The following is a 25,992-nucleotide window of genomic DNA, read 5'->3' as shown; positions in this document are numbered from 1 at the left end:
ACCCCACACCAACTAACCCCCACCCCCCCCCCCCCCCCCCCCCCCCCCCCCCCCCCCCCCCCCCCCCCCCCCCCCCCCCCCCCCCCCCCCCCCCCCCCCCCCCGCCGCCTCTGGCGCCCTCAGGCCTTGACCCAGCCGGCCGGGCCGGAATACAGCTCCACCAGGTCCACCACGAAGACCAGGGTCGAGCCCGCCGGGATCAACGGCGAGGGCGACCGGTTCCCGTAACCGAGCCGCGGCGGCACCACGATCTCGCGCCGGCCGCCGAGCCGCATCCCCCGGATCCCCCGGTCCCAGCCCTTGATGACCCGGCCGCCGCCCAGCGCGAACTTGAACGGCTCGCCCCGGTCCCAGGAGGAGTCGAACTCCTTCCCGGACCCGAAGACCACCCCGACGTAGTGGACCCTGACCACCATGCCCGGCCTGACCTCGGGCCCGTCCCCGACGACCAGGTCCCGGACGGCCAGCTCGGCCGGAGCATCCCCCTCCGGCACCACGACCTCGGGCTTGCCGGTTCCGCTCATCGCACCTCGCCCCTCTCCGCCGGAGGCCCCACCCGCACCACGGCCCGCACGGCCCCTCCACGCCCAACCGTCCACGGTACCGCCCGGACCCGCCCCCACCCCTCTGGAAGAAGCCGAAGCCGTCCTCGTCGGCGACGTGCGCGTCCTTGACGGCCTCGCCGTCGCCGTCGAGGCGGCAGACGGTCCACGTAGGCGGCCCGGGGCGCGCAATGACGGGCGCACGCCCCGTGGTCGGATTGTGCGGTCTAACTTCTCTGCACAGTACGGGAGTTGCAGGGGCCGGCGAGGGCGCAAAGATCTTGTGCACCCGATCGGATGTTCCGGTTGCGCCATCCGGGTGGCGCCTGGATCGGGTGCCGATTCCGTGCGTCTTGGATGGTGTCCATGATCTCTTCAGCAGCGCCGGGGGCACCCGCCCGTCCGGTCGGCGATACCGGTGTTCCTCTGCCCGTGCACCGCGCCGTCGCCACAGCCGCACTACGAGAACCGGACCGACCCGCGATCGTGGAGGAAGGCGGCAGGACTTGGTCGTACGGCGAGCTGTGCTCCTGGGCAGCGGAGTTAGCCGCCGAACTGCGTGAGGCCGGGGTCGGGCCGGGGATGGCGGTCGCACTGCGGCTGCCGCGTTCGGCCCGGCTGGTCGTCTCCTTGCTCGCGGTCTTCGAGACCGGCGCCGCCGCGGTGGTGCTGGATCCGCGTACGCCGAGCGGGCGGCTGGCGGCCGTCGAAGCCGACGCGGGATGCGTGGCGGTGCTCGTGCCGGCCGGGGAGACCCCGCGGCCGGGCGGTCCGCGGCCCGTTGCCGTGGCCCCCTCTCCCGGTGCGCGCCCGCTCGCGGCCGGGGTACTGCGCCCGAACCCACCGGTCGGCGAACTCGACCGCGTGGCCTGTGTGTTCTACACCTCGGGGTCCACCGGCCGCCCCAAGGGCGTCCAGGTCACCCACCGCAACCTGGGACGCTTCGCCGCCGACCCGCACTGGGACGGTCCCGGACACCGGGTGACGGCGCTCGTCTCCGCGCTCGGTTTCGACGCGCTCAGCCATGACCTGTGGCTGCCGCTCACCCGGGGCGGCGCCGTGGTCGTCCCGGCCGAGGACCGGGTGGACGCGCACCGGCTGGCCGCCCTCGTCGCCGCCCACGGCGTCACCGGTGTGTTCCTGACCACCGCCTGGTTCAACCAGATCGCCGCGGACGACCCAGGCGCGCTGCGCGGGCTGCACACGGTCCTCACCGGTGGCGAGGCCGCCGACCCGCGGGCGTTCGCGCAAGTCAGGGCCGCCTGCCCGCACGTGGCGCTCGGCCACGTCTACGGCCCGACCGAGTGCACCACCTTCACCACCCTGCATCCGCTGCCGCCCGGGGAGCCGGTACCGGAGGGGCGGGTGCCGATCGGCACTGGGCTGCCCGGGGCGGCCGTACGGCTGCTCGGCCCCGACCTGGCCGAGGTACCCGTCGGCGAGTCCGGCGAGGTGTACGTCGCGGGCGAGCAGGTCGCCCGCGGCTACCTGGGCCGGCCCGGCCTGACGGCGGAACGCTTCGTCGCCGACCCGTACGGCCCTGCCGGTGCCCGTATGTACCGCACGGGCGACCTCGCCGTGCGCGGCGCCGACGGCGCTCTGGAGTACCTGGCGCGCGACGACGACCAGGTCAAGATCCGCGGCCACCGGGTCGAGCCCGGCGAGGCGCAAGCCGCCCTGGCAGCCCTGCCCGGCGTCGCCCGGGCGGTCGTGGTCGCGAGGGACGGCCGGCTGATCGGATACGCGGTCGCCGAGCGCGATGCCGCGGGCGTGACCGGGGAGCATCTCCGCGACCGGCTCACGGGCGTACTGCCCGAGTACCTGGTGCCCACGGCCGTACTGCTGATCGACGACATCCCGCTGACCGTGAACGGCAAGGTGGACCGGGCTGCGCTGCCCGCGCCCGCCGCCGTGCGAGCGGGAACCGGGACGGCGCGGACGCCCGCCGAGCGGGCGCTGTGCGCGGCCTTCGCCGAGGTGCTCGGCCTGCCCGAGACGGGTACCGACGACGACTTCTTCGCCTTGGGCGGGGACAGCATCACCGCCATGCGCCTGGTCAGCCGGGTACGCCGGGAGAACGTGGCCATCAGCTCGCAGGACGTCTTCCGTCTGCGAACCCCCGGTGCCCTGGCCGTCGCCGCGCAGGCGGCGGCTCCCGCCGCGGACCTGCTGCATCAGTCGGCCACCGGCCGTCTCGGGCTGCCGCCCATCGCCCTGTGGCTACGCGAACAGGGCGACGGCGTGGCCGAGTTCGTGCAGTCGGTGCTGCTGGAGACGCCGCGCGGCCTGGAGCAGGGGGCGCTCGTGGCGGCCCTGCAGGCGGTGCTCGACCGGCACGACGCCCTGCGCACCCGGCTCCCCGACCCGTCCGCCGAGGCCGTGTGGCAGCCCGAGGTGCTGCCCCCGGGCGAGGTGGCGGCCGGCGCCCTCCTGGACGTGGTCGATGTGCGGGAACTGCCGGACGCGCCCTCGCCCCGTACCGTCCAGGAGGCGGTGGGCCGCGCCATGCGGTCGCTGGACCTGCCCGCCGGGCGAACCCTCCGGGCCGTGTGGTGGGACGCCGGCCCCGAGCGGCCGGGCCGGCTGCTGCTGGCCGCGCACCATCTGGTCGTGGACGGGGTCTCCTGGCAGGTGCTCACCCAGGACCTGGCACGGGCCGCCGAAGACCCGCGCGGCCTGGGCGCCTGGGGGAAGGCCACCCCGTACCGGCGCTGGGTCGAGACGCACAACGCCCGGGCCGCCGGCGCCGAGGTGCTGGCGACCCTGCCGCACTGGCGGGCAGCGAGCATCCCGGCGGCCACGCCGTGGCCCGCACGCGGGCAACTGGACCCCGAACGGGACACCATCGCCATGTCCCGCACCCTGGAGTCGGTGCTCCCGCCCGAGGCCGGGCGGGCCCTGCTCACCACGGCCCCGGCCCACTACGGCGCCACGACGCAGGAGCTCCTGCTGGCCGCGCTGACGGTGGCCGTGGCCCGGCGCGGGGGCTCCGGAACCCTGGTCCTGGACACCGAGGGGCACGGCCGGGACGCCGTGGCGGGCGATGCCGAGACCGATGCCTCCGCCACGGTGGGCTGGTTCACCTGCATGTTCCCCGTCCGTCTCGAGTGCCCTGGGTCGGCCGCCCGCCCCGCGGGGGACCCCGCCGCCGAGGACGCGGCCCTCGCAGAGGCCGTGCGTGCCGTCCGGGAGCAGTGGCAGCGGGTGCCACAGGATCGCGCCTCGTACGGGCTGCTGCGCCACCTGCATCCGCAGGCCGCCGGACTGCTGGCTGCCGCACCGGGCCGGCCGGTGCTCTTCAACTACCTGGGCCGGTACGCCGTTCCCGGCCGCGACCCCTGGCCGTACGCCGCGGAGGCACCTGTCCTCGGCATCCACCGGGCCGCAAGGCAGCCGCTGTCCCACCCGCTGGAGATCAACGCGGTCGTCGACGAGCGCACCGGGGAACCGCTGCTGACCGCCGTCTGGCGCTGGTCGACACGGCTGGTGGACAACGACGACGCGGTGGGGCTGGCCGCGGAATGGGCCGATGTGCTCGCCGCGCTCGCCCGCGCGGCGGACGCCGGCGCGCGCGAGCGGGCAGGGGTGGCAGCCGTGCCCGCGCAGCGCGCGGAGGAGCGGTGGCCCTGCTCCCCGCTCCAGGAGGGGTTGCTCTACCACGCCCACAAGGGCGACGGCGCCGCGGATCCCTACCACGTTCAGACCGTGCTCGACTTGGAAGGGCCGGTGGACGCGGCCGCACTGCGCGTGGCGCTGTCCGCGCTCACCGAGCGGCATCCGGCTCTGCGGGCCGGCTTCCGGTGGGACTGCCAGGGGAAGGCGGTGCAGTCCGTGCCGGACACGGTCACGGTCCCGCTGAGGGAGGCCGACCTCACCCGGCTGCCGGAGGCCGACCGGGAACGTGCCGCCGCCGAGGAGACCCGCCGGGACCGGGAGGAGCCGTTCGACCTGGCCGTGCCGCCGTTGCTGCGGGCCGTGCTGCTTCGCCTGGGCGCGGGGCGGTCCCGGTTGCTGCTGAGCTACCACCACATCCTCATGGACGGCTGGTCGATGCAGGTGGCGCTCGCCGACCTGGCCGACCTGTACGGGCAGGCCGCCGAGGGGGCCGTGCCGCGCCTCCCCGTGCGGCCGTCGGCGCTTGCCTATCTTCATCATGTCGCCTCTCAGGACGCGGAGTTGGCGGCCAAGCACTGGCAGGCGCTACTCGGTGACGCCACCGAGCCGACGCTGCTGACCTCGCCCGGCGGCGAGGAGCGGACTCGTCCGCACACGGTGCGGCTGGAGCTGCCGGCCGAGCGCACGGCGGCCCTGCGGGCGAGGGCCCGCGAGCGGGCGCTGTCCCTCAACACCCTGGTCCTGGGCGCCTGGGCACTGGTCCTCGCCCAGCTGACCGGCCGCACCGACGTGCTGTTCGGCACGGTCGTTGCCGACCGTCCGCCCCACCTGCCGGGCGTCGAGTCCATGGTCGGCCTGATGAACAACGCCGTGCCGGTACGGGTCGACACCGCCGCCGTCGACGACCGGGGCGGCCTGCTGACGGCCCTCCAGGAGCAGCGGACCGACATGATGCCCTTCCAGCACCTGGGCCTCGCAGAGATCATCCGGGCCGCCGGGCTGCGTGAACTCTTCGACACCGTCGTGGTGCTGGAGACGTACACCGACTCCTTCGCCACCCGGTGGGGAACGGACCTGCGGGTGACGTCCAGCAGGGTGGAGAACGGCACGCACTACCCGCTGTGCCTCCTGGTGTCACCCGGCGAGCGGATGCAGATCCGCGTCCAGTACCAGCCGGGGAGGCTCGGCGAGAGCGGCGCCCGGGAGATCGGCGCACGCTTCGCCGAGGCCCTGGACGCGCTGGCCGCGGACCTGTCCGTACCCGCCACGCGTCCGGTCGCGCCTGCGGTCGCCACGGCTCGGCCGCACGGGACCGAACCGCTGCCCGCCGCGGTGCCGGTCCTTGAACGGTTCGCGTCGCACGTGCGCACCGCCCCAGGGCGGGCGGCCGTGGTGGACGGGGACGGGGTACTGGACTACCGGGGCCTGGACGCGGCCTCGGACCGGCTGGCCGGAGAGCTCGCCGCCCGGGGCATCGGGTCCGAGGACGTGGTCGCCCTGTGCCTCCGTCGCGGCCGGGACGCCGTGACGGCGATGCTCGCGGTGCTCAAGGCCGGCGCCGCCTACCTGTGGCTGGACCCCCGCCACCCCGCCCCCCGCGTAGCGGCCCTGGCCGCCGAAGGGCGCCCCGCACTGCTCGTACTGCAGCGGGAGTTCGACGAGGCCCTGGCGCTCGTCGACGCCGGCGTACCGCGCATGCCGCTGGAGCCCCACCACGTGTCCCCCGACCCGGTGCCGGGAGGCCGCCCGGTCCGACCGGCGCGGCTGCCCGGCCACCCCGCCTATGTGGTGCACACCTCCGGGACGCAGGGAACGCCGAAGGCCGTGGTGATGCCCGGGGCCGCCATGGACCGGCTGGTGGACTGGCACGAGCGCCGCTTCCCGGCCGAACCGGGCGCGGTGACGGCCCAGTTCACCTCGATGGCCTTCGACGTCGCCACCCAGGAGGTCCTCACCGCACTGTGCACGGGGCGGACGCTGGCCGTCCCCGACGCCGACACGCGCGCCGACGCCGCCGCCTGGACCGCCTGGCTGCGGACCCACCGAGTGACGGAACTGTTCGCCCCCACTCCCGTGCTGGCGGCCCTGTGCGAGTTCGCCGACGGAGACCGGGAGTTGCTGCCGGACCTGCGGCATCTGGTCCAGGCCGGTGAGGCGCTGGTCGTCGGCCCGCAGCTGCGCGCCCTGTGCGCCCGCGGGGACAAGCGCCTGCACAACCACTACGGCCCGGCCGAGACGCACGTGGCGACCGCCGGCGAGGTCGTCGGTGATCCGGCCGACTGGCCCGCGCGCCCCGGCATCGGAAGTCCGGTGCCCGGGTCCCGGGTGATGGTGCTGGACGCGGGGCTCAGACCGGTGCCCGACGGACTGGCCGGTGAGCTCTACCTGGCGGGCGACCAGGTGGCCCGCGGATATCTGGGCCGGCCGGGTCTGACCGCCGCGCGCTTCGTCGCCGACCCCTGGGGGCCGCCCGGCTCCCGGATGTACCGCACGGGGGATCTGGCCCGCAGGCTCCCGGACGGCACGCTGGAATTCACCGGCCGCAACGACGACCAGGTCAAGATCCGCGGACACCGGATCGAGCCGGACGAGGTGCGGGCCGCCCTGGCCGCCCTTCCGGGCGTGGTGCAGGCCGCCGTGGTGGCCGGGCCGGACGGACGCGGCGGCAAGGAGCTCACCGGATACGCGGTCGGCTCGTCGGCGACCGGTGCGTCCCTGGAGGGCGGCGCCCTGCGCGACGCGCTGGCCCGGGTGCTGCCGGACTTCATGCTGCCCGCTCGTGTCATGGTGCTGGACCGCATGCCGCTGACCGTCAACGGCAAGGTGGACCGTCGGGCCCTGCCCGAGCCCCAGCGCGTCCCGGCCCGGATCCGGGAGTCCCGCACACCGGCCGAGCGGCTGGTGACCGAGGCGTACGCCGACGTCCTGGGCCTGGAGAGGGTCGGCATCGACGACAACTTCTTCGACCTGGGGGGCCATTCGCTGCTCGCGGCCCGGCTGCTCCAGCGCCTGCGGGAACACTTCGGCCCCGCGGTCACCCTGGAGCAGGTCATGCGGCGGGCCACCCCGGCCGCCCTGGCCGCCACCCTCACCCCGCTGCCCGCACCGGCACCGGCGGCGGACCCGGGCACCGCGCCGATCTCACCCGCCACAACCACCGCGCCGACCGGTCCCGGCGAGGCCCCCGTCCCCGCACGCGACTGACCGGGGCCGGTCCCTGCCCGGAGCGGCGGGGACCGGCCGGCGGCCCCGCAGGCCCTCCAGCGGCCCTTCCCCAACCGACCACAGCGCTGTCCGGCGGCGCATCGCGCCGCCCACCCGAGGAGACCCATGAGCCCCTTCGACGACCCTGACGGCACGTTCCTCGTGCTCGCCAACGACGAGGACCAGCACAGCCTCTGGCCCGCCGACATCGCCCTTCCGGACGGCTGGCGCGAGGTGTACCCCCGCGCCGACCGGGCCACCTGCCTGGCCTGGATCGAGACGTCCTGGACCGACCTGCGGCCGCGTTCGCTCCGGACCGCGGAGGCCGCTCGATGACCGCCCCGCACACACCGCGGGCGACGACGCCGCGCGAACGGGACGCCCTCGCACTGCGTGTGGCCGTCGTCGCGGCTCTGCCACAGACCGCTCCTCCGCTGGTCGAGGCAGTGCGCACCCTGGGGCACCGGGTCCCGGTCGTGATCGGCTACCGGCGGCCCGTCGACTGGCCCGGGCACGTGCTCGGCGAACACGACCTGCCGCCGGGCGTGGACCTGGCTGTCCCCTCCCGCATGGAATCGGTTGCCGGGCTGCTGCGCGCCTACGCGGTGGACGTGGCCGTCAGCTACGGCTACCCGAAGAAGCTGCCCGCCGCCGCCGTGTCCGCCCCACGCCTGGGAACGATCAACTGCCACCCCTCCGACCTGCCCTCCTACCGGGGCCCGAACCCCGTCGGATGGGCCGTGCGCAACGGCGAACGCACGATCGGCGTGACCTGGCACCGGATGGACGCGGAGCTGGACACGGGATCCGTGCTGGCCCGCACGACGATCCCCCTGGACGACCAGGTCTGGTCCTTCACCGGCGTCAACACGAGGGTCCTGGAGGCCGCTTCAGGGATGCTGCCGCAGGTGCTGCGGCGACTGGTACGCGGGGACGGAGGCGAACCGCAGCCGCAGCGCGAGGGCACCTGGGCCGGATTCTTCTCGGAGGACTACGCCACGGTCGACTGGTCCGCGAAAGCCACCCACATCCACACACAGGTACGCGCCTGGAACATCGCAGGCCACCACCCCCGCGTACAGGGCCCGGTAGCGGTGATCGACGGAACCCGATGGCGGCTGCGCCGCACCACACTGGAACAGCCGAGGGCGGGCACCGGACGCCGCATCACGTGCGGCAGCGGTGACCTGTGGGTCCTGGCCGCCGACCCGCTTGACTAGGGTCTGCGGCACAGACGGCTGTTCGTCCACGATCGCGCCCTGTGGGACGTGAGGACCTGACGAACGGCCAATGGGCCCGGCTTGAGCCGCCGCTACGGCGGGGCATCGAGCCGGGCCGGCCGCGGGCGCGGACGCAACGGCAGCTGACAGACGGCATAGGGCGGCGGCCCCAGACCGCACCCCCGTGGCACAACGAGCCGGAACGCTCGGCCGTGGAGCCGGTCCACGACCTGCTCCCGCGCCGGCAGCGCGGGCGCGCCATCCAGCGCGAGCACTCAACGACCGCGCCTCCGAGTGCAGATGAAGACGACCGGAGCCGAGACCTCGGAGGCCCCGGCCGGTCCACCGACGCGCCAGCTGCCAGCGGGTTTCGGGGGCGCTCAGAAGAAGCCGAGCTTCTTCGGCGAGTAGCTGACCAGGATGTTCTTCGTCTGTTGGTGGTACAGCTATGACACCTACGCTGAGCTGGGGAAACGTCATTAGGTGCGGCTCTCTGGCGAGGGTTGGTCCGGAGTTGGTCCGGATCTTGGTCCGACAGGGCCTGGCCTGGGCCGTGTCGCGGCTGCTTTGGCAGCGATTGGGGGGCGATCGGGGCCGGACGGGTCAGGTGGATGGCTGCCCGGGCATCCACGCCGGATCGGCGTGGGGGGCGCGGCCGACCGGTGATGTCCGGAGCCTTCGCCGTCGTCTCCGCCGGACGTTTTGAGTACCACCTCCACGATTGAGTCCCTCGATCGTCGACGCCCTTCTCGGTTCCTGCCCGCCGTCGGTGCCACCGGATGGGCCGTGGGGGGAGACGGGACCGGCGTAGGCCGAAGGTAGGGTGCGGCGAGCATGTGAACTGCAAGGGTGGGGAACAGGATGAAGAAAATTGCCGCTTTCGCGACCGCAGTGGTCGTGGTTGCGCTGACCGGCTGCGGTGTGCAAGACGACCCGCAGGAGACGGCCGGGCCCGTGAAGGCGACAGAGCAGAAGACCGATCCGGTGGCGGTGGCCCGCACGACTCTGGACAGGGCTTCTTCTGCCGCGATCAAGAGCGGATCCGCCGAGCTTGCGACCACCTCCGTTCACAGGGGCAAGACGAGTTCGGACCCGGCCGAGACGGTCGTGTGGGAGGGCCACGGCCCGGCGGACAAGTCCGGCACCATCGACGGCAAGAGAAGCTTCGGCTCCGCGATACACGTCATGGACACCGACGGCAAGCTCCCCTACCGCCGCGTCGACGAGGTCCTGTACTACCAAGTGGACCAGCCGATCGCAGGGCACCCCGGCAAGACCTGGTTCAAGGGTGACGAGGCCTGGGCCCGCCGTCAGAACTCCGCGGGAAGCTACGACGTCAGGGACACCCTGCGCGAGCTGACGGAACTCACGGACCTGCGCGTCCTCGGGAAGCAGTCAGTCTCGGGCCGAACGGCCACCCACTACCGCGGTCATCTCCCCTTCGTGTCCGACCCGGCGGGGGACCCGGCGCTGGCGCAGGTCACCAAGAGGGTGGTCGATGTCTGGATCGGTGACTCGGGAATGCCGGTCAAGGTGGTGCAGACCGCGGGACCGGACAGCGAGACGCTGGTGTTCAAGGCGTTCGGCCAGGGCAAGCCGATCGTCGCACCCCCGGCCTCCGAGACAGTCAGTTCTGAGGAGTTCGACCGCGCGGGCCTCGGCTGAGCACCTGAACGGGCGCGGCGGGGGCCGGCGCTCGATCACCTACACCACGAGCGTGCTTGTCGCCCGGCCGCGATGGCCCCGCTCCGTTCGTGACAAGGGCCGCTGACCGCCGAATGCGCTCACCAGCCGCGGTTCCGCCGGCATTGCGTTTGGCTGCCGGTGGAACGCGAACGGCGCAATGATCCACCCGGCTGCAGCTGGAGGATCGGCTTGCGCTGTTCCGCGCGCGCCGGGCGGGAATCCGGTCCGTGACTGGTCCGGGAGAAGAGGTTGAACTGACCCCTTGGGCATTCGGTGTAGCGGTTTCACGCCAGTCGGTGCCTGATCGGAAGAGAGCTCCCGGAGAGTAACCTCTCCAGGAGCTCGACTTCGGGCTCTAGAAGAAGCCGAGCTTCTTCGGCGAGTAGCTGACCAGGATGTTCTTCGTCTGCTGGTAGTGGTCCAGCATCATCTTGTGGGTCTCGCGGCCGATGCCCGACTGCTTGTAGCCGCCGAAGGCCGCGTGTGCGGAGTTTGAAGTAACTCCGTAAAGCGAGCAGGAGGCTGACCAGGCATGATGACAGATGCGGAATGGCTTGATCACTGGTTGCAACGGTCTCCAGCCCTCTCAGGGGAGACCCTGGAAAGACTTATGGAGCACCTGACCGAGGGTGAAGACGACTGACCACCGGACTGCGCCGTCACTCTGAGCTGGAGAGGCTCGAAGCCGGCTCGGGCAGCAAGCCACGGAGATGACCGAAGACCCAGGTGTCGACGGCATCGGAGTAGCGGTTGATCCAGTCCGTCGGTGGCAGGTGGTGCGGTTCAGCCAGGCCATGGCACCACTGCGAGATGATGTTGTCGCCGAGCGCGAGATCCGTCACGGCGGCGCGCAGCTTGACAGCGTGCTGAAGGATGAGGTCGCGGTCCACGCACCAGATGGCGCCGATTGAGGCGCCTTCGTGGGCGATCCAGTTTCGGGCCCGCCTGGCCTTGTGCAGGGTGTCCATGTCCATGGTCTGGCCCATTGCGTGTGCGGCCAGGCTGTGCAGCGTGCCGCCCAGCAGCTTGTCGGCGGGGACTGAGGCGACGGCCTCTTCGAAGGTCATGGCCGGTTCGGTTTGGTGGGCGGTGATCAAGTTGCCGACACGGAGCAGGTACTGGCACTTGTCCTCATAGGCGTTTGCGAGGTGCAGCGCCCGGCCCACCGAGAGGAACAGCGCATCGAGCAGCTCGGGTTCCCGGGGCTTCAGGAGGCTGAGTGACCAGGTCATGCCCGTCACGTTAGCGCGCGGTTCCCGCTTGCTGCGGTGCTTTTCCGGCGAACGGCTACTTGCCGCGGGCGATGTCGATCTGGAATTGCACTTCTCGGTCGACGGCCATCACGGCCTGCTCGACGAGCTCCTCGAAGGGCTCGAATGCGTCCTCGATGGCTGCGTACTTGCGTACCAACTCGTGCTTGTCGGCGATGGACTCCAGCGCGGAGATGTGGCTTCTCCACTGCTCCATGTCTGCCTTGGAGTACTGGTACTTCTTCCCACGGACCTGTTCGAGGGTCGGATTCGCAACAAGGTTCGCCTGCACGAGCCGCATGGCATCGCCGCGGACGAGGTGCGGGACCCCAAGGTTGTCCTCGATGAACGAGAGACCGTCGGCCATTTCGTCCAGCCGGGCAGTGAGGTATTGGGCAAGTACGCTGCGGACGTGGGGCAGGTCGAGGCCCACTTCGCGGCGAAGCTGCGCGGCGATGCGCTGCGGGAGGTCCATCTGCAGAAATCCCGAACCGCCTCCGGTGAACCGTGAGAGCTCCGGCCCCAGAGGATTTCCGGTGAAGGCCATCATGTGAGGCTTGTACGCCTCCAGCGCGGAACAGGCAGAGTCGAAATAGATCAGGGTGGCCGGCCTGAGGACCTCGCGCCGCAGCTTGTCGCGGTGATACATCTCGTTGCGATACTTGTGCAGCTTCTCGAGGACGGGGCCGAGCGCCGGATCGAGCATCTCGCGGTCGGTCAAGAACGCCACCTTGGCGTTGAAGTTCCGGTCGATGTCCCTGAGTTTCGACTTGGAGATCACTCGGGCCTCGATCGAGGGGATCTCCGCCGCCGCTTCTTCGTGCCCGTTGGCCGCGAGGTCCTTGCACTTCGCTAGCAGCCCCGTCAGCAGCTCCTGATCCCACAGCGCAGACTGCACCGTCCGGTGAAGGATCAGCTCCGTCACACTGTCGAGGAGTATGTAAGCCAGCCGCAGGTGGGGCACTCTCCCTCTCTCGATCAACCCCTTCGCCTCTTCGAGTTGCACGACAACCAGTTCCAGCCGCTCCATGCCGACCTCTCCCTCGCAGTGCCCCACATCATCCCTGCCTCGCAGCGGAGGCGACACGCGATATTGCTTGGGCCTACGAGGGCATCCCCGGTTAACGGTCCATCGCAGTGGCTGACTGTTCCGCGTCGGGTCTCGTGCCCAATCTCTGCCCACGGTCGGAGGCTGCGAGTCTGGACCGTCAGTGCAGCCCGCGTCCCCGTGCCCATCGAGGGCGATCCTGCAGACTCCGGCGATGCTTCCTCCGGCGAGTGCTACGTTGTGCCGCAGGGGAGTGGCACGGTGTATCACACCAGACCGGTTCAGCCCGAGGGCTCCGTTCCTGGTGCGGTCGACCGGTTGCATGGGTGGGATTCGCGCCGCTCGGACAAGCACGATCAGTAGTGGGGAACGTGGCGCGAGCGAGGTCGCATTCGGCGGCAGGGCAGATGACTGGGTATCTCTACCAGTGTGAGCTCGCCCTGCTCGAGCTCGCCCGCCGCAGCTGGCAGGACCCCACCGTCGAGGTCCGCATGGAACTCCTCGACGACATCGAGTTCCTCGACCCGGACAAGACTCCACGCGAACTGCTGCAGGCCAAACATCGTGAAGCCGCCGGCCCTCTGAGCGAGACCGGAAAGGACTTCTGGCGCTCTGTCGCGTCATGGATCGACGCCCTCAAGAAACTTTCCGATCCTGCAGACACGACCATGCCCATCCTGCGCCTCGTCTCGACCCAAAGCGCACCGCCGGGCACCTTCTTCCACTACCTCAGCGCTGGCCCGGCCAGGGACGAGACCAAGGCACTGGAACGTATGGAGCGGGCCGCCGCCGACGACGAAGGACCTGGCACCACCGCGGATGACCGCGAACTGTTCATGAAGCTCACCCCTGCCCGGCGTAAGCAGCTCGTCAGGGCCATCACCGTCAATGACGCAGCCCCCCTGATGTCAGACCTCGACCCTAGTCTGGCCAAGGAACTGGGGATCACGCCGAGCGACCACGCTCAGGCCGCCCTCGACGAGATCAAGGGTTGGTGGTACGGCATGGCGGTCAAGCTGCTGGAACGCCGGAACCCTCAGCGCATGCGCGCCTCCGTCAGCGCCCAGGAACTCATGTGCCGCCGGGACGAGGTCACCGGCCGCTACATAGGCAGGAATCTGCCGATCACGGAGACACTGCGCCATCTCACCCAGGCTGAGATCGCCCAGTACAACGATCGCCTGGTCGTCACTCAGATGCGGTGGATCGACCTTCCCGATGAGGAAGTGGCGATGCACCTGCGTGACTACCACTATGCACGGGCCCAGCGCTCCGAATGGCTGCGCACCTTCAAGATCACTCCGGAACGGATCGACGAATACGAGGGCGAACTCCACTACGAGTGGGAGAACGCCTTCCGGCGCCGCACCCGCCGTATCCGAGACGACATGAGCGAAGAGCAACGCCAGACCCTCGGCCAGGAAATCCTGGACGCCACCATGGACCGCGTGGCCGATACCCCGCTGCGCCCGGGCAGCGTCACGGCGCCCTGGATCGGCACCGGCAGCGTTCACGGTCTGTCTGACCAGGCAGACACTGCTAAGCCAGACCGGCAGCTCGGCTGGCACCCCGACTACGTTAGCCGCTGCAAGAATCCCGACGAATCGCAGGAACAGTGACGACAGACTCGCACCGCAACGTGCCGGAGGTACAGGCACTCTTCAACCCCGCGTTCGGTGCGTATCTCCTGGCCAGCGCCGTCAACGCTGCTAGGAAGAAGTCCGATCGGCCGCTGCCCTGGTCCAGCGCGTTCCTGGTCCTGCCTCTCGTGCTGCCCGCAGACACTCGCGACTCCCTGCCCGGCAAGTCCACTGTCACACTCTCGGCTTGGGCCCACGAGCACCCACATTTGCAGGCGGTATTCGCCGAACGTGCCATGGCGCTTACCGTCTACACCCGCACCAGCCTGCGTACCGCCATGCGCCACCAGGCCATTGACGTCACCTCCGGTGGACTGGTCTGCCCCTGCGCTCCGAAGCCCCCTTCGGCCGCCCCCGGCGAGGAAGTCGCTGACTGTGCCCGCGCAGCGGGACTGGTTGGTCGCTGGCTCGCCGTGACCGACCCGCCTCGAGCCTTCACCGCCCTCGGCGTCCGGCCCTGACTCACCCCCCGAAATGGAGTTCTGGAACCGTCATGCAGCTGCTCGCCCTGGCCCTGTACCACCGAGACCGCCGGAGGCCTCCGAGGGTTCTGCGGTTTCGCCCCGGGACGCTCAATATCCTCACTGGTGAGTCAGAGACCGGTAAGTCTGAAGTCCTTACGATCGTCGACTACTGCCTCGGACGTCGCGCGCCGAACCTGCCTGACGACCTGATCGACCAGACCGTCGGCTGGTACGCCCTTCTGGTTACTTTCGCCGACAACTCGCGTATGGTCCTGGCGCGTCCCCGCCCGACAGGTGCCTCCACCCAGCACGCGTACACCCGCACCGGCGACGCCACCCTGGACATCCCGCGCCCTGACGAACTCGTCAATAACTCCAACGTTGCGGCGCTGCGCAGCGAACTCAGCGCCCGCCTTGGCATCGAGGACTTCCACTTCCAACCGCCCACTGGTGCTGCGCGTAACTCTTTTGACGTCTCCATCGGCCAGGCGGCTCTGCTCTGCTTCCAGAGCCAGAACGAGATCGCCGACCAGACGGCACTGTTCCACCGCCAGAACGAGTCCGGTATGGCCCAGGCCCTCAAGGACACCCTGCCGTACTTCCTCGGCGCCGCCGGCCCCGAGCAGTCACTGCGCCGTCACCGCCTCGGCGAAGCCCAGCGAGCCCAGCGCGCAGCACAGCGGAAGCTCGACGATGCCCTACGTCATCAACAGGCCATGGACGCCAATGGTCTCGCCCTTGTCCGCCTGGCCGAGGCCGAAGGCCTCCTCGCCGAGGTGCCCGCGGCCCCAGACACCGCCGAGGTCCTCTCCCTTCTCCACCAAGCCCTATCCGCAGTCCCGCAAGCCACCGCTCCACACGAAGTGCATGACCGGCGCCAAGAACTCAACGACGAACGCCGACTCCTGCGGGAACAACTGCAGGACTTCGACGACGCCTTGGCCGCAGTCGACCGCTGGCAGCAACAGGGACGTGCTTTCACCGGCGAACTCCACCTTCAGCTCGACCGCCTCAAGACGCTTGACCTCCTCGGTCCTGAGCGCCACCACGACACCAGCGTGTGCCCCTTGTGCACCCAGCCCTTGGAACATCCGGACCCCAGCGCGCAGGACATCGCCGAGCTGACGAGCCATCTCGCACGCGAACTGGCACAGGCACAGACAGTGCAGCCCGTTCGCGAGGAACACCGACGCGCCCTGCAGGCCGATCGCGCCAGCGTCGCCGATCGCCTCAGGATCAACGGTGCCCAGTTCAAGGAACTCCTGGCGAGCGATGAGCGTCTGCGTAGCCTCCAGGAACACGACCTCCGAGTCGCTCACATCCAGGGACGGATCTCCGAAGCACTTACCCGCACGGGAACTGAGAGCGACATCAGTCAGCTGCGCCATAACCTCGTCTTGGCACAGGAACACGCAAGCACACTCGAACAACTCGTCGACGAAGACGACATCGCAGCCGAAACCGAGCGCCGACTCGCGGACATCGCCATCGGCATGACCGCCTGGGCCAAGCAACTCAACCTGGGGGGAGCCGCAGAGGCCTTTGAAGTGGGGATCAGCCTCAAGCTCCTCAATGTCGTCCTCAGGAGACCAGCCGGACGATTGCCCCTCACCCGCATCGGCAGCGCCAAGAACCACATCGGGTACCACCTGGTGGCCCATCTTGCATTGCACACCTACCTACGGCGCAATAACCGGCCCGTCCCCGGCTTCCTCATGCTCGACCAGCCCACTCAGGCGTTCTTCCCGGAGAAGCCTCGCGACGCCTCGACCATCCAAGACGCCGACTGGGCGACGGTCACCGCCTACTTCGAACTCCTCAGCGACGTCGTGCGCCTGAATCGGGGATCGCTTCAGATCATCGTCTGCGACCATGCGAATCTGCCGGAAGGTTGGTTCCAGGATTCCATCATCGGCAACTGGCGCCCTGACGCCGAAGGCAACCGGACCGCCCTGATCCCTCTGGACTGGCTCGACGGTTGACATCGTCTCCGCCGCGGCCGGCAGGGAGCACGAACCGACGTGGCCGAGTCCGCCCGTGGACCTCCCGCTGTGTGAGTCCCGCTCCGGGACCTGGACCTCGACGGCAAGCGGTGACGGCTGTAGACGAGCCGCCACGAGCTGAGCCGTGGGAGCGCTTACCGAGTGCGGGGTTGGCCAGCAGGCAGGGCTCGTAGTCAGTGGCAGGTGCGAGCATGAGCGAGAGGCAGGTATAGGACAGGGGGGCATGGATGGATCCGGAGGACTTCTTCGAGACCCGCCCAGGCGGTTGGTTCGGCGGAGATGGCTGCCTGACACTCGACGTGCACCTGGTGGAGGAGCTGCGGCGGGGGCCCCTGGCCGATCGGTCGGACCTGGAGGTGGGGCTGGCCCTGACCAGGCTTCTCCATGAGGACTTCACTGCCTGCGGGACAAGCGGCGGTCAGCGCCTGGACGACGAGTCCGTAATGCTTGCGATCAAGGCCCATAGGGTTGTTCTGGAACGCCTGGGGATGGAGCCTCCGCGGCTGCCGTTCCGCAACTTCTCTTCGTTCCGTGACTATTGGCGCCGAAACGGTATGTCCGGCGATGGCGGGTGGGCCGCTCGCCGCGAGTGCGTGGAGAGCCTGCTGGGGCCGGTCCGGGACGCCCTGGAACAGCTGGAGGAGGCCGAGTACGAAGCCCAGTTCAAGAAAGGGCCCACCGGCCGGTTCAAGAACCTCATCTTCGCGGCGGACGGGCCCAAACCCAAGATCGTCTTGCGAGATGCGGTCAACAACGATGTGGAGATCGTCTCGAACGCCGATAACTGCCTGGTGTTCACAGATCCGTTGTCGCCATATGGCCTGACATGGGGTGAGATGATTGCATGGTGGGCCGATCTGCAGCAGGCGGACCCGCACGACCGCCGCACCGCGCACGCGCTGTACGCGAGGCTCGCCGCATCGCTGGACTCCGAACCCGAGCGGCTTCTGTTCCGCACCTACTGTGCACGCTACGGCGCAGCGGAAGGCAATGAACTGCCAGCCCTCATACCGCAGGTCTACCTCCACTACGACCCCTACACCCGCAGGACGCCAGGCCACACATCGGCCCTCGCGCGGCAGCGCATGGACTTTCTCCTCCTCACCCCGGACCGGTCGCGCATCGTCATCGAGGTCGATGGCGTCCAGCACTACGCCGACGCAACCGGTAAGGCGTCGCCCAGGCTCTATTCGGAGATGGCCGCCGAGGACCGGCGGCTTCGCCTCATGGGCTACGACATCTACCGCTTCGGCGGCCACGAGCTTGCTCGTCCAGACGCTTCCACCATGCTGCACTCGTTCTTCGGCGCGCTGCTCTCACGGCACAAGCGGCCTGGCGCTTGAAGCAGTGCGCGCTGCGCGGGCAGTGCCTTCGTCTGGGGGAGTTGCTCGACGTGTGCGCCGCTGGCGGCCAGCGGCGCACACGGCCATCCGGCTGTCTTCGAAGCGACCTCGGCGGTGATGCGGAGGCCGCGTGGAGAGCGGCGGCTGCTGCGTAGCCCCGGCGACCCTCACCATCGGCGCACCGCCCGCCTGCGCCGGCGGCTGCGGAACCGAGCCCGGCACCAAGGCCGGCTTGGCGGGGACCGAAACAGGGGACCGGTCCCTGCCACGCTCCGTCCTATCCGCCTACTACCTCACGCCGATCACCAGCTGGAGCATCTTCTGCTACACCTCGCGGTTGTGTGAGGGGAGTTCGGCGTACGGGCTGCTCGAGGGACGGGCTGCTCCGAAGCGACCGTAGCGGCGACCTCAGAACAGACCGAGCTTCTTCGGGGAGTAGCTGACGAGCACGTTCTTCACCGACTGGTAGTGCTCCAGCACCATCTTGTGGGTCTCCCGGCCGATGCCGGACTGCTTCATCCCGCCGAAAGCAGAATGTGCGGAGTTTGATGAAACTCCGTAACGCGGGCAGGAGGCTGACCAGGCATGATGACGGACGTGGAATGAATTCAACACTGGCTGCAACAGGCGCCCGTCCTCGACGTGACGGTCCTGGAGCGGATCGCGGAGCACTTGGATGACGAGGACGGCGACTGAACCGTGCGGCGTTTGATCCCCAATCAACGCGACATTCCGCCGTGATGTGAGCACGTTCCGCGCCCAGTTGATCCAGATATCCAGCCGTCAGCACACACGGTGCCTCCCAGACGAGGCGGCGCCGTGGGAGGGGGGCTCCAGGTTGGTGCGGGCGGGGGAACGAGGGTATTGGCCCAGCAGTTCCCGGGCTGCCCGATCCACCACCTCTGTGGCGTTCCCGAAGGGCACGTTCCGTAGGGCGTTCCAGCAAGCACCAGGCCCTTGCGGATGAACAGCTCCACGGCAGCATCAAGAGCGGGCGGGTGGTCGCTGGGCGGCGCCGCTGAAGGCGTGGAAGTCGGGGTCCTCGCGTAGGCCTCGGGACTACTGTGTGAATCCGCCGCGTAGTCGGAGACCCCCCGCTCCTCAGCGGGTTTCTGACTCGATGGCGTGTGTTCCGATGCCACGATGCCACCTACCGCAACCGCCAGCAGAAACCCCCAGCTCGCCAGGAGTCCCCAGCGTGCTACACCATGCGGTTGCAGGGGCGCTGACACCTCGTGAACGGGTCCTACCAGGGGCTCCGACCTCGTGGTGAGCGAGAGCTGCCCATTCTGCCTTCGAGAATCAGGGCGAGGAACCCGTCGGGCAGAAGGGTCTCGCCGATATACGCCATCAGCGCCTCGCACCCAACCTTCGCCGGGCAGTGTGCCCCACTCCTTGCTCATGTCCCCCCTCATGAATGGTCCCCGACCGCCTCTTGAACGGGCGGGCGCCATTCAACAGCGTGTTGAGGCCGTGCGCGACACGTGCAGACCTATCGCCCGGGTCAGAGCCCCATCAGTGCGGCCAGCCCCTGGCCCCTTGGGGATGTCCAGTCGACCGCCAGTTCGGAGGTGATCTGTGCCGTCGAGGTGATCACGGCGCAGGCCTGCTCCATGGGACGTAGCGCGGCGTCGTCGCCGATCTTGGTGAAGGAAGCCGACGCGTCGGTGACCACCTGCACTTCGTACCCCTCGTCGTGCATCGCGTTGACGATTCCGGTGCTTTTGATCCGGTAGGCGACTGCCTTTGGTGCGATCTCTTCGAGTTCCGGTACCAGAGGCCCCTGCCTGCGGTCCTCCTGGCTGGAGGTCAGTACCAGCGGCATGCCGACGGCGGTGGCGATCTTGGCCAGGTTGAGAGCGCTCTTCTCCACATGCTCGACGTCGTGCGAGTGCGTCCAGGACATCGTGCCGGTCTGGTGGTCGATCAGCAGCATCGCTGCGTTGTCCGCAGTGAACGCCTTGCTGTGCGTCGTTCCCGTCCTCTCCTGATGGTCGCTGCGCTGCCTTGGTTCCGGTTAGCCGTCGGTGCGGGGGGCGTCTTGCCGAACACCGGGCCGCCGGACGTTGCTCGTCCTACCGGGGGAGCGCTCGGCTGGCTCGGGGACGTGGTCGGTGGCCCAGCTGGCCAGGATGCGCAGCGCGTCTTCGGAGTCGCTGCCCGGCTCGGCGCCGTAGGCGAACAGGATGAGGCCGTCGGCGGGCAGGTCGAGGGATTCGTAGGCGAGGTGAAGGGTGCCGACCACGGGGTGGTGGATGGCTTTGGCGCCCTGGTGGTACTGGCGGACGTCGTGGCCGGCCCAACGGGTACGGAAATCGTCACTGCGGGTGGACAGCTCACCGATGAGGTCGGTGAGGTCCTTGTCGTAGGGGTCGCGGCCGGCCTGGGCGTGCAGGAGAGCGACCAGGTTGTCGGCGGCGCTTTCCCAGTCGCCCCAGAACTGGCGGGAGCGGGGGTCCAGGAATATGAACCGGCCATGGTTGGGGGTGGCTCCCCCGGCAGCTTCGATCATGGGGGCGTACAGGGCACGGCCGAGGCTGTTGGCGGCCAGGACGTCACCACGGCCGTTCAGGACGAACGCCGGGCAGGCCATCGAGTCCAGCAGACGCTGCAGGTTCGGCCGCACCGACGCGGCGGCCGCCCGGCGCCGGCGTCGACGTCCCGGACCGGCGGCGCGGGCAAGATCCTCCAGATGGATGCGGTCGTCCTCACTCAGCCGCAGCGCCCGAGCGAGGGCGTCAAGGACCTGGTCCGACACTCCGGACAGGTCACCGCGCTCCAGCCGCGCGTAGTACTCGACGCTGACCCCGGCGAGCTGCGCGACCTCGGCGCGCCGCAGTCCCGGCACCCGACGAGGGCCATGAGCGGGCAGCCCCACCTGCTGCGGGCTGATCCTGGCGCGGCGGGAGGTCAGAAACTCCCGGGTCTCGGCTGCATTGTCCACGGTTTCCAGATTAGGGCGACATCTCGGAGCCATCCCGGAAGGAGGGGTGCCCTGCCAGTACACCTTTCACCAGTGGCTTCTCCCCAGCCCGAAAGTTACGTTCATATAAGACGAAGGAAATACCAGACGATCTCAATACGAAACAGAAAGAGAAAGAGATTCTGTCATGGCGGATATTTCGGAGATGGTCAAGGGTCTGGCGAAGGGCCTCAGCAGCCCGGTGCGCGCGCCGATCCTGCACACGCCGGACGAGTACGGGATGGCGTACGAGGACGTCACGTTCCCGTCCCTGGATGGCACCCCGCTGGAGGCGTGGTGGATCCCCTGCCCGGGCTCGGACAAGCTGATCATCGCCAACCACCCGATGCCCATGAACCGCTACGGCTTCCCCTCGCACCTGCCCCCCTGGCAGTTCGTCCCGGGCAACACCATCGAGGTCAACTACATGCGGGAGTACCAGCACCTGCATGAGGCCGGTTACAACGTGCTGACCTACGACGCACGCAACCACGGCCAGAGCGGCGACGCCAACGGCTTCATCTTCACCTGGGGCCGGTTCGAGTCCCGCGACGTGGCCGGCTCGCTGCGGTACGTCAGATCCCGCCCCGACGCGGCCGCCATGAAGGTGGGCCTGCTCAGCCGCTGCATGGGTGCCAACGCCACGTTCATGGCGATGACCCGGCACCCGGAGCTCTTCGCGGACGTGCACGCCCTGGTCGCCATCCAGCCGATCTCGATGCGCGCGATGGTCGAGCGCAACCTGGAGGCGATGGGGATCGCGGACCAGTTCGAGGCCGTGGACCGGGAGGTGCGACTGAACCTCAGCTTCACCATCGACGAGGTGTCGCCGATCGAGTACGCGAAGAACTGCCAGGTGCCCACCTTCATCACCCAGGTGCATGACGACGCACTGACCAAGCCCTCCGACGTGCAGGCGATCTTCGACGCCGTCCCCGTCGGCGACAAGAAGCTGTTCTGGATCGAGGGCAGCACCCGGCGCTGGGACGGCTACAACTACTTCTCCGAGCACCCCGAGCAGCTGGTTGAGTGGTTCGACAAGCACGTGAACTGAAACCCGTGTCACCCTCGGGCCGCCCGAACGGCCCGAGGGTGACGCACAACGGCGCAAGTCTCCACCGCTGCTACAGCAGCGACGCAAACATCCCGGTTTCACGCGTCTCGTCTGCAGCCCTCACGAGGCCCCTCGAGGCGGGGTCAGACGGCTTGGCCGAGGTCGGCGGCGACGCCCAGCCTGCACATCACCGCAGAGGTCTTCTTGTCCCACCCCAACGCCCGGCTGACCGTCCACGGCAGACGGCTCCTCGTCGACCGAGTCCGAGCCGGCAGGCCCGTCGCCCACGTGGCCGACGAGATGGGCATCTCCCGCGCTACAGCCCACAAGTGGGCCCGCCGCTGGAAAGCCGAAGGCGACGCTGGCCTGCGCGACCGCTCCAGTCAGCCACGGACCACTCCCCACCGCATCCTTCAACAACCCTGCGGGTCAATACATCTAGGCTGCCTCGTCGAAGCCGCTCAGAAGAGGCCAAGCCGCTTCGGGGAGTAGCTGACCAGGATGTTCTTCGTCTGCTGGTAGTGGTCCAGCATCATCTTGTGGGTCTCGCGGCCGATGCCCGACTGCTTGTAGCCGCCGAAGGCCGCGTGGGCCGGGTAGGCGTGGTAGCAGTTCGTCCACACGCGGCCCGCCTGGATGGCGCGGCCCGCGCGGTAGGCGGTGTTGATGTCGCGCGTCCACACGCCCGCGCCCAGGCCGTACGCCGTGTCGTTCGCGATGCGGATCGCGTCCTCGAAGTCCTGGAAGGAGGTCACCGACACCACCGGGCCGAAGATCTCCTCCTGGAAGATCCGCATGCGGTTGTCGCCCTCGAAGATCGTCGGCTGGACGTAGTAGCCGCCCGCGAGTTCACCGTCGTGGCGGACCTGCTGTCCGCCCGTGAGGATCTTCGCGCCCTCCTTCTGGCCGATCTCCAGGTACGAGAGGATCTTCCTGAGCTGCTCGTCCGAGGCCTGGGCGCCGATCATCGTCTCCGTGTCGAGCGGGTGGCCGGGCACGATCAGCTCGGTGCGGGCCACCGCCGCGTCGAGGAAGTCCCCGTAGCGGCCCCGTTCGATCAGGGCCCGCGACGGGCACGTGCACACTTCTCCCTGGTTGAGGGCGAACATCGTGAACCCCTCCAGCGCCTTGTCGCGCAGGTCGTCGTCCACGGCCCAGACGTCGTCGAAGAAGATGTTGGGGCTCTTGCCGCCGAGTTCGAGGGTCACCGGCTTCAGGTGCTCCGCCGCGTACTGCATGATCAGGCGGCCGGTGGCGGTCTCCCCGGTGAAGGCGATCTTGGCGACCCGCGGGCTGGAGGCGAGCGGCTTGCCCGCCTCCTCGCCGAAGCCGTTGACGATGTTCAGCACCCCCGGCGGCAGCAGGTCCGCGACCAGGCTCAGCCAGAAGTGCACCGAGGCCGGGGTCTGCTCGGCCGGCTTGAGCACCACCGCGTTGCCCGCCGCCAGGGCCGGGGCCAGCTTCCACACCGCCATCAGGATCGGGAAGTTCCACGGGATGATCTGCGCGACCACGCCCAGCGGCTCGTGGAAGTGGTAGGCGACCGTGTCGTCGTCCACCTCGCTCAGCGCGCCCTCCTGCGCGCGCAGCGCCCCGGCGAAGTAGCGGAAGTGGTCGATCGCGAGCGGGATGTCCGCGGCGAGCGTCTCGCGCACCGGCTTGCCGTTCTCCCAGCTCTCCGCGACCGCGAGGCGTTCGAGGTTCTCCTCCATCCGGTCGGCCATGCGGAGCAGGACCGCGGCCCGCTCGGCGGCCGGCACCCGGCCCCAGGCGGGCGCCGCCGCGTGCGCCGCGTCGAGGGCGCGCTCCACGTCCTCGGCCGTGCCGCGGGCGATCTCGGTGAACGGCTGTCCGTTGACGGGGGAGGGGTTCTCGAAGTAGCGGCCGCGGGCGGGCGGTACGTACGCGCCCCCGATCCAGTGGTCGTAGCGGGACGCGTACGACACGATCGAGCCCTCGGTGCCGGGTGCCGCGTAACGGGTCATGCCAGACTCCTCCCGGTGACGGCGCCGCCCGTCCCTGGCCGGCGCTCGCCGTGAGGCTAGGGACCCGTACGTTGCGCCCACGTTGCAGCCGTCCGGCAGCCGGAGGGGTACGGCGGGCCGGGCGACCGGCGGGCGGTCCCGGCCGGCCGCGCAGCACGGCGTCGAGGAGGCGACCGGCGGGCGGTCCCGGTCAGCCGCGCAGCTCGGCGTCGAGGCCGTGCACGCGGGCCAGCGCCGAGGCCCGGCGCTCCGGCGGCAGGGCGCTCGCGAGGGCCCGCCAGACCTCCTGGTCCTCCTCGCCCCACGGGCTGTACGCCCACTCGGCGAGCAGCCCGGGATCCGCGCGGGCGATCAGCCCGGCCCGCAGCTGGTCCGCCAGCCGTCCGCGCAGCCGTACGATCTCCGGCGCGGTGGACGAGGGCAGCAGCGGGCCCGGATAGCCGGCCAGGGCGGCCGAGGTCGCGCCGACCGCCAACTGCCGGGCCACCGCCCCGAAATCGGTCTCCACCGCGGTCCCCAGCCGGTACGGGCGGGACCGCAGCACACCCGGGCCGAGCAGGGCGCGCAGCCGCGAGAGTTCCGCGCGCAGGGTCACCGGCGACACCGACTCGTCCTCGTACAGCCCGATCAGCAGCTCCTCCCCGGACAGCCCGCCCGGATGGCGCGCGAGGAGGACGAGGATCTCGCTGTGCCGGCGGCCCAGGCGGAGCCGGCGCCCGCCGGAGACGAACACCGCCTCGTCCCGCCCGAGCGCGAACAGCCCGTCCGCGGCGGCCGGTCCGGGATCCTGGAGCGCCAGCTGCGACTCCGCCGCCCGGGCCACGGCCCGTACGAAGGCCAGCGAGTGCGGGTGCGCCAGCCCGGCGCCGCCGGTCACGTCCACCGCGCCGAGCAGCCGTCCCGTGCGCGGATGGTGCACGGGGGCCGCCGCACAGGTCCACGGGTGCACGCGGCGGCTGAAGTGCTCGGCGCCGATGACCTGCACGGGCCGCTCCTCGGCCAGTGCGGTACCCGGCGCGTTCGTGCCCATGGCCGACTCCGCCCACCGGGCCCCCGGCACGAAGCCCAGGCCGTCGGCCCGCCGCCGGGTCTGCGCGTGCCCCTCCACCCACAGCAGCCGGCCCTGCGCGTCGCACACCGCGAGCAGGTGCTCGCCCCCGGCCGCGAAGGCACCGACCAGCTCGCGGAACAGGGGCATCACCGGGGCGAGGGGGTGGTGCTCCCGGTAGGTGCGGAGCTCGCCGTCGGACACGTCCACCCGGGCCGTGCACTCCGGGCTCAGCCGGGCCCGCGCACACCGCCGCCAGGAGGCCGCCACCACCGGCCGCACCGGCGCCTCCACCCGCCCTTCGCGCGTGAACGCGCGGTGCGCCCGGCGCAGCTGGCTCTGCCGCTCGTCGGGATCCGCCCCGGCGGGGAGGGCCACCCACGGATCGCCGGGACCGGCCCCCGCGCCCGTCTCCGCTCCGGCCAACTCGCCCTCCCCGAGGTCGGCGTGACGAGCCCCCATCGTCGCCCCGCCCGCCGGTGCCGACAACCGTGCCTCCGGTCAGCCGGACGCCGGGACGGAACCCGCCCGTCCGCCCCGCTGCCCGCCCGCGCCGGGTCCGCGGCCTGTGGCAACCCTCCCGCTTCCGCGCCCGGGTGGCGGGCCCGCGTGGTCCGGCGCGTGCTCCGGGCGTGCCGGGTGGAACCCGGTGCTCCGGTCGCGCCCGCCCGTCGCCCGGAGCTGCGGCGTGCGCGCCGGACACCGCCGGTGCCGACAATCGGGCAGCCAGGCAGCCGGGCAGCCAGGCAGCCGGGCACCGCCCGTCCGGCCTGCTGCCCGTCCCTGCCGGTCCACGGCGTGTCGCCACCCACCATCCGCCGGGAGGCGGGCCCGCGGTGTCGGGCGCGTGCCCGGGCGCGCCGGGCGGAATCCCGCGCTCCGGGCGCGCGAGGGTCGGAAGGGCCCGCGCCGGACGCACGCGGGCCGT

16 protein-coding genes and 3 pseudogenes are annotated in these 25,992 nt (G+C 70.4%); 10 read left to right on the top strand and 9 right to left on the bottom strand.

Annotated elements, in window-relative coordinates:
* Window positions 1-119: 119 nt before the first annotated feature.
* On the bottom strand, window positions 120-524 hold the full coding sequence (locus ACZ407_RS01885) for an FKBP-type peptidyl-prolyl cis-trans isomerase (protein ID WP_468124654.1): 405 nt from the start codon (window positions 522-524) through the stop codon (window positions 120-122).
* A gap of 315 nt (window positions 525-839) precedes the next feature.
* Here ACZ407_RS01885 and ACZ407_RS01880 point away from each other — a divergent pair, with 315 nt between their 5' ends.
* From ACZ407_RS01880 to ACZ407_RS01865, 4 genes are all read left to right on the top strand, one after another.
* Complete coding sequence (locus ACZ407_RS01880) at window positions 840-7,361, top strand: amino acid adenylation domain-containing protein (RefSeq protein WP_468124653.1); 6,522 nt, start codon at window positions 840-842, stop codon at window positions 7,359-7,361.
* 126 nt (window positions 7,362-7,487) lie between these two features.
* Window positions 7,488-7,697, top strand: coding sequence for an MbtH family protein (locus ACZ407_RS01875; protein ID WP_468124652.1), 210 nt, complete (start codon window positions 7,488-7,490; stop codon window positions 7,695-7,697).
* Entirely contained in the window at window positions 7,694-8,581 is an 888-nt protein-coding gene (locus ACZ407_RS01870; RefSeq protein ID WP_468124650.1) for a methionyl-tRNA formyltransferase, read from the top strand. Before ACZ407_RS01875 ends, ACZ407_RS01870 begins: the two co-directional genes overlap by 4 nt.
* Before the next feature lie 861 nt (window positions 8,582-9,442).
* A complete protein-coding gene (locus ACZ407_RS01865; RefSeq protein ID WP_468124649.1) occupies window positions 9,443-10,246 on the top strand; it encodes an SCO4651 family lipoprotein in 804 nt (267 codons plus the stop codon).
* A gap of 376 nt (window positions 10,247-10,622) precedes the next feature.
* On the opposite strand, the pseudogene ACZ407_RS01860 reads toward ACZ407_RS01865, so the two are convergent.
* The 3 genes and pseudogenes from ACZ407_RS01860 to ACZ407_RS01850 all read right to left on the bottom strand — a co-directional run.
* A pseudogene (locus ACZ407_RS01860) lies at window positions 10,623-10,757 on the bottom strand (aldehyde dehydrogenase family protein); the annotation flags it as partial.
* A gap of 169 nt (window positions 10,758-10,926) precedes the next feature.
* A complete protein-coding gene (locus ACZ407_RS01855) occupies window positions 10,927-11,499 on the bottom strand; it encodes a hypothetical protein (protein ID WP_468124648.1) in 573 nt (190 codons plus the stop codon).
* A 55-nt stretch (window positions 11,500-11,554) separates the two neighbouring features.
* Window positions 11,555-12,547: a hypothetical protein gene (locus ACZ407_RS01850; RefSeq protein WP_468124647.1), complete on the bottom strand. Its 993-nt coding sequence runs from the start codon at window positions 12,545-12,547 to the stop codon at window positions 11,555-11,557.
* A 425-nt stretch (window positions 12,548-12,972) separates the two neighbouring features.
* Here ACZ407_RS01850 and ACZ407_RS01845 point away from each other — a divergent pair, with 425 nt between their 5' ends.
* The 4 genes from ACZ407_RS01845 to ACZ407_RS01830 all read left to right on the top strand — a co-directional run bounded on the left by ACZ407_RS01845 (window position 12,973) and on the right by ACZ407_RS01830 (window position 18,015).
* Window positions 12,973-14,184: an ABC-three component system protein gene (locus ACZ407_RS01845; protein ID WP_468124646.1), complete on the top strand. Its 1,212-nt coding sequence runs from the start codon at window positions 12,973-12,975 to the stop codon at window positions 14,182-14,184.
* Window positions 14,181-14,666 (top strand): three component ABC system middle component, encoded by a 486-nt coding sequence (locus tag ACZ407_RS01840; RefSeq protein ID WP_468124645.1) that lies wholly within the window; start codon window positions 14,181-14,183, stop codon window positions 14,664-14,666. The genes ACZ407_RS01845 and ACZ407_RS01840 overlap by 4 nt, the downstream gene beginning before the upstream one ends.
* 32 nt (window positions 14,667-14,698) lie before the next feature.
* Window positions 14,699-16,651, top strand: a complete 1,953-nt coding sequence (locus ACZ407_RS01835) for a DUF3732 domain-containing protein (RefSeq protein WP_468124643.1) — start codon at window positions 14,699-14,701, stop codon at window positions 16,649-16,651.
* A gap of 248 nt (window positions 16,652-16,899) precedes the next feature.
* Window positions 16,900-18,015, top strand: a complete 1,116-nt coding sequence (locus ACZ407_RS01830) for an endonuclease domain-containing protein (RefSeq protein ID WP_259656761.1) — start codon at window positions 16,900-16,902, stop codon at window positions 18,013-18,015.
* 408 nt (window positions 18,016-18,423) lie between these two features.
* Here the strand turns inward: ACZ407_RS01830 and ACZ407_RS01825 are convergent.
* The 3 genes and pseudogenes from ACZ407_RS01825 to ACZ407_RS01815 all read right to left on the bottom strand — a co-directional run.
* Window positions 18,424-18,555: pseudogene (locus ACZ407_RS01825) on the bottom strand (aldehyde dehydrogenase family protein); the annotation flags it as partial.
* Between the two features lie 964 nt (window positions 18,556-19,519).
* Window positions 19,520-19,951 carry an isochorismatase family protein gene (locus tag ACZ407_RS01820; protein WP_468124641.1) on the bottom strand — a complete coding sequence of 144 codons (432 nt, stop codon included), beginning with the start codon at window positions 19,949-19,951 and terminating at the stop codon, window positions 19,520-19,522.
* 81 nt (window positions 19,952-20,032) lie between these two features.
* Window positions 20,033-20,959 (bottom strand): helix-turn-helix domain-containing protein, encoded by a 927-nt coding sequence (locus ACZ407_RS01815; RefSeq protein ID WP_468124639.1) that lies wholly within the window; start codon window positions 20,957-20,959, stop codon window positions 20,033-20,035.
* 166 nt (window positions 20,960-21,125) lie between these two features.
* On the opposite strand from ACZ407_RS01815, the gene ACZ407_RS01810 reads away from it, so the two are divergent.
* On the top strand, window positions 21,126-22,031 hold the full coding sequence (locus tag ACZ407_RS01810; protein WP_468124638.1) for an alpha/beta hydrolase family protein: 906 nt from the start codon (window positions 21,126-21,128) through the stop codon (window positions 22,029-22,031).
* 204 nt (window positions 22,032-22,235) lie between these two features.
* Window positions 22,236-22,439: pseudogene (locus tag ACZ407_RS01805) on the top strand (helix-turn-helix domain-containing protein); the annotation flags it as partial.
* Window positions 22,440-22,492: 53 nt separating this feature from the next.
* On the opposite strand, the gene exaC reads toward ACZ407_RS01805, so the two are convergent.
* Both exaC and ACZ407_RS01795 read right to left on the bottom strand, forming a co-directional pair.
* Entirely contained in the window at window positions 22,493-24,016 is a 1,524-nt protein-coding gene (gene exaC, locus ACZ407_RS01800) for an acetaldehyde dehydrogenase ExaC (RefSeq protein ID WP_468124637.1), read from the bottom strand.
* Between the two features lie 190 nt (window positions 24,017-24,206).
* Window positions 24,207-25,526 (bottom strand): helix-turn-helix domain-containing protein, encoded by a 1,320-nt coding sequence (locus tag ACZ407_RS01795; protein ID WP_468124635.1) that lies wholly within the window; start codon window positions 25,524-25,526, stop codon window positions 24,207-24,209.
* Window positions 25,527-25,992 lie beyond the last annotated feature (466 nt).

This window comes from Streptomyces sp. NPDC030809 (assembly GCF_055572195.1).
This window is presented reverse-complemented; position numbering and strand designations above follow the sequence as displayed.

Coding starts and splice junctions, on each gene's coding strand:
- ACZ407_RS01885 (WP_468124654.1), bottom strand. CDS start 524: ATGAGCGGAACCGGCAAGCCCGAGGTCGTGGTGCCGGAGGGGGATGCT.
- ACZ407_RS01880 (WP_468124653.1), top strand. CDS start 840: ATGTTCCGGTTGCGCCATCCGGGTGGCGCCTGGATCGGGTGCCGATTC.
- ACZ407_RS01875 (WP_468124652.1), top strand. CDS start 7,488: ATGAGCCCCTTCGACGACCCTGACGGCACGTTCCTCGTGCTCGCCAAC.
- ACZ407_RS01870 (WP_468124650.1), top strand. CDS start 7,694: ATGACCGCCCCGCACACACCGCGGGCGACGACGCCGCGCGAACGGGAC.
- ACZ407_RS01865 (WP_468124649.1), top strand. CDS start 9,443: ATGAAGAAAATTGCCGCTTTCGCGACCGCAGTGGTCGTGGTTGCGCTG.
- ACZ407_RS01855 (WP_468124648.1), bottom strand. CDS start 11,499: ATGACCTGGTCACTCAGCCTCCTGAAGCCCCGGGAACCCGAGCTGCTC.
- ACZ407_RS01850 (WP_468124647.1), bottom strand. CDS start 12,547: ATGGAGCGGCTGGAACTGGTTGTCGTGCAACTCGAAGAGGCGAAGGGG.
- ACZ407_RS01845 (WP_468124646.1), top strand. CDS start 12,973: ATGACTGGGTATCTCTACCAGTGTGAGCTCGCCCTGCTCGAGCTCGCC.
- ACZ407_RS01835 (WP_468124643.1), top strand. CDS start 14,699: ATGCAGCTGCTCGCCCTGGCCCTGTACCACCGAGACCGCCGGAGGCCT.
- ACZ407_RS01830 (WP_259656761.1), top strand. CDS start 16,900: ATGGATCCGGAGGACTTCTTCGAGACCCGCCCAGGCGGTTGGTTCGGC.
- ACZ407_RS01820 (WP_468124641.1), bottom strand. CDS start 19,951: ATGCTGCTGATCGACCACCAGACCGGCACGATGTCCTGGACGCACTCG.
- ACZ407_RS01810 (WP_468124638.1), top strand. CDS start 21,126: ATGGCGGATATTTCGGAGATGGTCAAGGGTCTGGCGAAGGGCCTCAGC.
- exaC (WP_468124637.1), bottom strand. CDS start 24,016: ATGACCCGTTACGCGGCACCCGGCACCGAGGGCTCGATCGTGTCGTAC.
- ACZ407_RS01795 (WP_468124635.1), bottom strand. CDS start 25,526: ATGGGGGCTCGTCACGCCGACCTCGGGGAGGGCGAGTTGGCCGGAGCG.